The organism is Protofrankia sp. CiP1_Cm_nod4, from assembly GCF_982290645.1.
This window is the reverse complement of sequence record NZ_CEVIVC010000030.1, coordinates 40,984-48,154: the sequence shown is the minus strand read 5'-3', so window position 1 is coordinate 48,154 and position 7,171 is coordinate 40,984. Positions and strand designations below refer to the sequence as shown.

The window sequence follows — 7,171 nt, the reverse complement described above, 5'->3', positions numbered from 1 at the left end:
CGGCCGGCCAGCGGGTTCACCACGACGGGCCGCGGCGGCTGTGGGAGGAACTGGAGGCGGCCTACCGCTGGTGGATCGACGCCGGGCGGCCGGACCACAGCCGTTTCGGTCTGACGGTCACTCCCGATGGCCAGGCGTTCTGGCTGGACGATCCCGACCAGGTCATCTCCTGCCAGGAACACCGGTCCTGCCAGGAACACCGGCCGGAGGATTCCACCGGATAGGTTCGGTGGGTCATGTCGACCTTGTCCCGTCGGAGTTCGGTCGAGAATACGATGTTCGGTTGCGAAGGCGATTCCTGGTTGATGCCGGCTGCCCGATTGCCTGTTGGTTGTTCCTTTTTTGGCTGACGTGACGTGGCGTGGCCGGTTGTGGGGCCGTGGGTCGAAGACCTGGTGGAGCATCCGCGCGTCGCTGGTGGGCACAACGACGACAGCGACGACGAGAGGGGTGGTCCGGGATGGCTGGGGACTTCACGAGGGTTGGCGTGGTGGGGCTTGGCACCATGGGCGCGGGGATCGCCGAGGTGCTGGCGCGCGCCGGTATCGAGGTGGTGGGCGTCGAGCACGACGACAGGGCGCTGGCCCGGGGGCTCGGCCGGATCCGTCACTCGACCGACCGGGCGGTCGATGGCGGCAAGCTGACCGGGGCCGGCCGGGACGCGCTGTTCGCCCGGATCCACGCCGGCACCGATCTGTCGGCGGTGGCGGACTGCCGGCTGGTCATCGAGGCGGTGCCCGAGCGGCTCGAGGACAAGCGGGCGGTCCTCGCCGACCTGGACGCGCTGTGCCCGTCCGGGACCATCATCGCCACGAACACCAGCTCGCTGTCCGTCACCGAACTGGCCACCGGGACGTCCCGGTCGTCCCGGGTCATCGGCACCCACTGGTTCAACCCGGCGCCGGTCATGGGGCTGGTCGAGATCGTCCGCACGGTCGTCACCGACGCCACCGTGCTGGCGGACGTCGAGGCCCTCGTCACGAAGGTCGGCAAGACCGCGGTGATCGCCGCGGACCGGGCCGGCTTCATCGTCGACGCCCTGCTGTTCGGCTACCTCAACAGCGCCGTGCGGATGCTGGAGGCGCACTACGCCACCCGGGAGGACATCGACGCGGCCATGCGGCTGGGCTGCGGGCACCCGATCGGCCCGCTCGCGCTGCTCGACCTGATCGGGCTCGACTCGGCCTACGAGATCCTGGACTCGGTCCACCGCACCTCCCATGACCACCTGCACGCCCCGGCGCCGCTGCTGCGGCAGCTGGTCGCGGCCGGGATGCTCGGCCGCAAGACCGGGCGCGGCTTCTACACCTATGCCGCCCCGGACACGTCCGAGATCGTCGACACGGTGCCGGCGGCCGGGCCCGCGGCCGGCACCGGGAGCGGGCCCGGCCCGGTGACAGGGCCGGTGGCCCGGCCGGTGCGGGCGGTGGGCATCGTCGGCAGCGGGACGATGGCCGCCGGGATCGTCGAGGTCTGCGCCCGCCACGGCTACGACGTGGTGTTCCACGCCCGCGGCGAGGAGAAGATCGCCGCTGTCCGCAAGAAGCTGGAAGGCTCGCTCGAGCGGGGCGTCGAGAAGGGGAGGATCTCCCTGGACGACCGGGCCGCCGCCCTGTCCCGGGTGCGGGGCAGCACCGACCTGGCCGCCCTCGCCGGCTGCGACCTCGTCATCGAGGCGGTCGTGGAGGATCTCGCGGTCAAGCGGGCCCTGTTCGCCGCGCTCGACGCGGTGGCACGCCCGGGGGCGGTGCTGGCGACAACCACATCGTCCCTGCCGGTGGTCGAGTGCGCGGCCGCCACCGCCCGCCCGTCCGACGTGGTGGGGATGCACTGGTTCAACCCGGCGCAGGTGATGCGCCTGGTGGAGATCGTGCCCACCGTCCTGACCGCGGGCGACGTCACCGCCACGGCCTTCGAGGTGGCACGGGCGATGGGTAGGCATCCGGTGCGCTGCGGTGACCGGGCCGGTTTCATCGTCAACGCCCTGCTGTTCCCCTACCTCAACGACGCGGTGAAGATGCTGGCGGACCACTACGCGGACATCGACACCATCGACACGGCGATGACGGTCGGCTGCGGGCATCCGATGGGGCCGTTCGCGCTCGTCGACGTCGTCGGCCTGGATGTGACGCTTGCCATCCAGCGCGCTCTGTACCAGGAGTTCCGGGAGCCCGGCCACGCGCCGGCTCCGCTGCTCGAACACCTTGTCAGAGCGGGTTATCTCGGCCGCAAGACCCGGCGCGGGTTCCGGGTCCACTGATCGGGTGCACCGGTCGCGGGGCTGCTGTGGTGTCGGCCCTGTCGCCTACCATGGCGCCGTACGGCGTGATTCGTCACCAACACGCCGGCCCCTGCTGCCGCACCCGGAGGATGCCGCGATGATCCCGCTGGACAAGCTGGACAAGGACGCCGTCCGGGAGCTGGGCCGCGAGATCGTGACGTTCCTGCCCGACTTCGTGGTGATGCTCAGGAAGGTCCTGGCCGATCCGCGGGTCTCCCAGTCGGCCAAGCTGGAGGCGGCCGGGGCGCTGGCGTATCTGGTGTCCCCGAAGAACCGGCTGACGAACCTGATCCCGGTGGTGGGCCAGCTCGACGATGTCGCGATCGTGGCCTTCGCGTTCCGCCGGCTGGAGATCGGTGCCGGTGAGGCCGTGCTGCGGGAGCACTGGCGCGGCAGCGAGCGGGCCTTCCAGCTCCTGCTGGGCGCGTCCGCCGCCCTGTCGTCGCCGCGGGGGATGATCCGTAAGGCGAAGCTGGTGAAGACGATCGCCGCGTCGACCGCCAACCGGATCGGCGTTTCCCGGCGTCCCCCGGCGGGTGGCGCGGACCCGCATCGGATCATCGAGGGTGAGGTCGTCGACCGGACGTCGGCGACGCGCCCGCAATGACCCGGCGCCGGTCCCGACGGGCGCGGGCGCAGGCGCAGGGGCAGGCGCAGGCATCGCAGGCACCGCAGGCACCCGTGATCGTCGGATCCGAGACGACCGAACAGCACCCGGACGGCGACTGGGTCGTCCGCCGGGTCAGCGGCGCGGCCGCGTGGAAGTACTACCGCTGTCCCGGATGCGAGCAGGAGATAGTCCCGGCCACCCCGCACGTGGTGTGCTGGCTGGACGACCAGGTCGCCGACCGCAGGCACTGGCACACGATCTGCTGGGCCCATCGCGACCGCCGGAATCCGTCGGGCCGGTCGCGGCCGGGCGGCTGATCCGGCCCGGGATCCCGGCCCGCGATCCCGGCCCGCGATCCCGGCCCGAATACGGCCGCGGGCCCGTGCCCCGCGGACGGGGCCCGGGTCAGGAGTGGACGGCGGCGGGCTGTTCGGCGTCCACCGGTTCCGGATCCACGCCGGGATTCACGCTGAGATCCAGCGGGGCCATCGCCGCGGCCAGCCGGTCGCGCAACTGGCCGAGCTGAGTGGTCACCTGGTCGCGTTGCCGGCCGAGGTCGGCGAGCCGGCGCCGGGAGTCGTTCTCGGCCCTCTCGGCCGCTTCCCGGGCGCTGGTGACGATCTGCTCCGCCTGCGCCTCCGCCGTAGCGACGATCTCCTGAGCCTTTGTCTCGGCCTCCCGGATCGTCCGTTCGCGGGTACGCTGCGCGTCGGCGTGGGTCTGCCGGGCCTCCTCCAGCGCGACCTCGGCCTCCCGGGTCCGCTCGGCGCGGACGGCGGCGGCCTCTTCCTCGGCAAGCTGGAGGATCTTGGTGATCCGCCCGCCGAACTCCTCCCAGGCCGGCCGGTTGGCGGCCAGATCGTCACGCAGGGTGGCCGCCTCGATGGCGGCCTCCGAGGCGGCGGCCTCGGCCGCGGCCCGATGCGACTCAGCTTCCCGCAGCTGTTCGACGAGCCAGTTGACATGTGCCCTGACCTGATGCGGATCGTAGCCGCGACGAACCAGATCGAACTCCGGCGAGGCGTCCCCACCACCGGACATCGGGATGAGATCGGTTTGTTCGGTCATGGGACATCAGCGTGCCAGACCACTGCCATGGTTGACCTCCTCGGGGCCGGTGAACCGACGTACATCGAGTCTCCCGGAAAGTGCGCCGATCGCCAGGTTTGTGCTCGAGAAACCCGGCGTTGCGGGTACCCCGTATCCAATACCCCTACACCCCGCGGAAGCGGTTGATCTGGGTGAGGTGACGCTCGCGCGTCGCCTGGTCGCGGACGCCGAGGCCCTCGGCGGGGGCGAGGCAGAGCACCCCGACCTTGCCCTGGTGGAGGTTGCGGTGGACGTCGTGGGCGGCCTGCCCGGTCTCGGTCAGCGGGTACACCCGGGAGAGAGTCGGATGGATCAGGCCCTTGGCGATCAGCCGGTTGGCCTCCCACGCCTCGCGGTAGTTCGCGAAATGCGACCCGATCACGCGCTTGAGGTTCATCCACAGGTAGCGGTTGTCGTAGGAGTGCATGAAGCCGCTGGTGGAGGCGCAGGTCACGATCGTCCCGCCGCGCCGGGCGACGTAGACGGAGGCGCCGAAGGTCTCCCGCCCGGGATGCTCGAAGACGATGTCGGGGTCCTCACCGCCGGTGAGCTCCCGGATCTTCCGGCCGAACCGCTGCCATTCCTTCGGGTCCTGGTTGTGCTCGTCCTTCCAGAACCGGTAGTCCTCCTCGGTCCGGTCGATCACCAGCTCGGCGCCCATCCGGCGGACGATCTCCGCCTTCCGGGCGGAGGAGACGACGCAGACCGGGATCGCGCCACCGTTGAGTGCCATCTGCGTCGCGTAGGAGCCGAGCCCGCCGCTGGCACCCCAGATCAGCACCACGTCGCCCTGCTTCATGTTCGCGCCGTTGCGCGACACCAGCTGGCGGTAGGCGGTGGAGTTCACCAGCCCGGGGGCGGCGGCCTCCTCCCAGCTCAGATGCGCGGGTTTCGGCATGAGCTGGTTCGCCTTGACCAGGGCGAGCTCGGCCAGCCCCCCGAAGTTGGTCTCGAAGCCCCAGATGCGCTGCTCCGGGTCGAGCATCGTGTCGTCGTGGCCCTCGGGGCGCTCCAGCTCGACCGACAGGCAGTGGGCCACGACCTCGTCGCCGGGCGCCCAGGCGTGCACTCCGGGCCCGGCGCGCAGGACGACCCCGGCGAGGTCGGAGCCGACCACGTGGTACGGCAGGTCGTGGCGCTTGCCGAGCGGGGAGATCCGGCCGTAGCGCTCCAGGAAGCCGAACGTCGAGAGCGGCTCGAAGATCGACGTCCACACGGTGTTGTAGTTGATCGCGGATGCCATGACCGCGACCAGCGCCTCGCCCGGGCCGAGCTCGGGGGTGGCGACCTCCTCGACGTGCAGGGAACGTCGAGGGTCCTTCTCCTGGGAGGCGAGTCCGGCGAAGATGTTGACGTCCGCCTTGCGAACCACCGCAGCCCGGTACCGCTCGGGCACGCGAAGGTCCGCGAACTCCTTCCGGGGGGTGTCACCGGCAAGAATCGCCTCAGCAATTTCCTTCACGATCGACCTCCCATGCGTCATGTGTGACGTGGGCCAAGATGCTACCGGCGGGTATGCCCAGTAGTCGTCCAGTAGGGGGTGTACTTAGGGGCCGGAAGCGATACAACCTGAGGTGAGAGCAACCATTGGGGGTGGGAGCGCGTCTGATCCGGTGTGACCGCGCCCATGACAGTCGTGGAGGGGTGGCGGCCCGTGCCTGCGCGGAGCGACGCCGCCCGTAGCGAGGTCGCGCGGGACGCCGACGCCGCCCTCACCGTTTTGTACTCGGAACATTACCGGTCGCTTGTCCGTCTCGCCGCTCTCCTGCTTGACGATCTCGGCCTGTGCGAGGAGATCGTCCAGGACGCCTACATCCGTGTGCACGCGGCCTGGGGCCGCCTGCAGGACCGCGAGAAGGCACTCGCCTACCTGCGGCAGACCGTCGTCAACCTGGCACGTTCGACGCTGCGGCGCCGGCTCGTGGCCCTCAAGCACGCGCCCAAGCCGATGCCGCACGCGGCCAGCGCGGAGGAGGGGGCCTACGCCCTGGTCGAACGGGCCGCCGTCGTGCAGGCCCTGCGCGAGCTGCCGCGCCGCCAGCGGGAGGCCGTGGTCCTGCGCTACTACGCCGATCTTTCCGAGGCGGACACCGCGGCGGTCATGCGCTGCAGTGTCGGATCGGTGAAGGCGTACACGTCCCGCGGGCTCGCCGCACTGGGCAGCAAGCTGGAGGGCCTGCGGTGACCGGGCTCGAAGCCGACGAGCTACGCCGGCGTCTCGCCGAGGCGGTCGAACCGCTCCAGGCGTCGCCGGACGCGTACGCGCGCATCCGCGCCAGGGTGCTCCGCCGGCGCCGGATGCGGGTGCCGGCCGCCGCCTTCGGCGGGCTGGCGCTGGCGGGTGTGATCACTATCGCCTACGTGGTGAGTGAGCCCCGTGACTCCACCACCCTGGTCGAACCGGCCACGCCGCCGCTGGCGCAGACGGCCGGCGCGACAGCCGCGCGGGTCCCGACCTCGTCGGCCGCCCATGGCGGCGGCGTGGGCGGCCCGGTCCGCGGGACCATCACCGCGCAGCCCTCGTCGCTGTCCACCTCGCCGGTCACGGAGACCAGCCCGCTGCCGTCCCCGAGCGCGACGGCCGGGCGGCCCAGCGTCTCGCCCAGCAACGTCAACTCTCCGCCCCTGCCGCAGCCGGTGTCCCGGCCGGCGAAAAAGGGCGACGTCGACGGTGACGGCACGGACGACACGACGCAGCTGTCCGGCAACACCCTCGTGGTCACGCTCAGCCGGTTCGGGCCGGCCACGCTGGCGCTGTCGGAGGTGGTGTCGCCACTGACCATCTCGATCGTCGACATCGACGCCGACGGCTACGGCGAGCTGATCGTCCAGACCGGGGGCAACGCCGCCGACACCAGGACGTTCGGCGTGATCAAAATGATCGCGGCCAGGCAGCTGCGGCAGCTGAGCGGGCCGCCGCTGCCGCTGCCGGCCGGTCTTGCGGGCGCCCACGGCGACGGCTTCACCTGCGACGGCCCGACGCCCGGGACGGTGGTCGTCGCCGCCGGCAACGCCACCGGCGGCGCCGCCGGTGACCGGACGTACTCGGTGACGTACACGACCTGGCGGCTGACCGGCGAGAGCTTCCAGACGGTCGGCGCGCCCACATCCGCGACGGTGGACCTGAACACGACCGCGTCACCCTTCACCGCCGGCTGCGGCATCAGCTAGCCCCAGATTTTCGCCCTGCG

Annotated in this window: 7 protein-coding genes and 1 pseudogene; 6 read left to right on the top strand and 2 right to left on the bottom strand. The window is 71.3% G+C overall.

Features of this window, described 5'->3' with window-relative positions:
• The 4 genes and pseudogenes from AC5LSR_RS08400 to AC5LSR_RS08385 form a co-directional block, all read left to right on the top strand.
• Positions 1–224: pseudogene (locus AC5LSR_RS08400) on the top strand (hypothetical protein); the annotation flags it as partial.
• A 236-nt stretch (positions 225–460) separates the two neighbouring features.
• Positions 461–2,260: a 3-hydroxyacyl-CoA dehydrogenase family protein gene (locus tag AC5LSR_RS08395; protein ID WP_250281308.1), complete on the top strand. Its 1,800-nt coding sequence runs from the start codon at positions 461–463 to the stop codon at positions 2,258–2,260.
• Between the two features lie 127 nt (positions 2,261–2,387).
• Positions 2,388–2,888 (top strand): YkvA family protein, encoded by a 501-nt coding sequence (locus AC5LSR_RS08390; protein WP_250281328.1) that lies wholly within the window; start codon positions 2,388–2,390, stop codon positions 2,886–2,888.
• Positions 2,885–3,208, top strand: a complete 324-nt coding sequence (locus AC5LSR_RS08385; protein WP_250292481.1) for an Rv1322 family protein — start codon at positions 2,885–2,887, stop codon at positions 3,206–3,208. Before AC5LSR_RS08390 ends, AC5LSR_RS08385 begins: the two co-directional genes overlap by 4 nt.
• Before the next feature lie 88 nt (positions 3,209–3,296).
• Here the strand turns inward: AC5LSR_RS08385 and AC5LSR_RS08380 are convergent, their stop codons facing one another.
• Both AC5LSR_RS08380 and ccrA read right to left on the bottom strand, forming a co-directional pair.
• Positions 3,297–3,959 carry a sugar-binding protein gene (locus AC5LSR_RS08380; protein WP_250281311.1) on the bottom strand — a complete coding sequence of 221 codons (663 nt, stop codon included), beginning with the start codon at positions 3,957–3,959 and terminating at the stop codon, positions 3,297–3,299.
• Positions 3,960–4,104: 145 nt separating this feature from the next.
• Positions 4,105–5,442, bottom strand: a complete 1,338-nt coding sequence (gene ccrA, locus AC5LSR_RS08375; RefSeq protein ID WP_250281312.1) for a crotonyl-CoA carboxylase/reductase — start codon at positions 5,440–5,442, stop codon at positions 4,105–4,107.
• A gap of 165 nt (positions 5,443–5,607) precedes the next feature.
• Here ccrA and AC5LSR_RS08370 point away from each other — a divergent pair, with 165 nt between their 5' ends.
• Together AC5LSR_RS08370 and AC5LSR_RS08365 are read left to right on the top strand one after the other, a co-directional pair.
• Positions 5,608–6,165 carry a SigE family RNA polymerase sigma factor gene (locus tag AC5LSR_RS08370; RefSeq protein ID WP_445548532.1) on the top strand — a complete coding sequence of 186 codons (558 nt, stop codon included), beginning with the start codon at positions 5,608–5,610 and terminating at the stop codon, positions 6,163–6,165.
• Positions 6,162–7,151, top strand: a complete 990-nt coding sequence (locus AC5LSR_RS08365) for a hypothetical protein (RefSeq protein ID WP_250281314.1) — start codon at positions 6,162–6,164, stop codon at positions 7,149–7,151. The genes AC5LSR_RS08370 and AC5LSR_RS08365 overlap by 4 nt, the downstream gene beginning before the upstream one ends.
• Positions 7,152–7,171 lie beyond the last annotated feature (20 nt).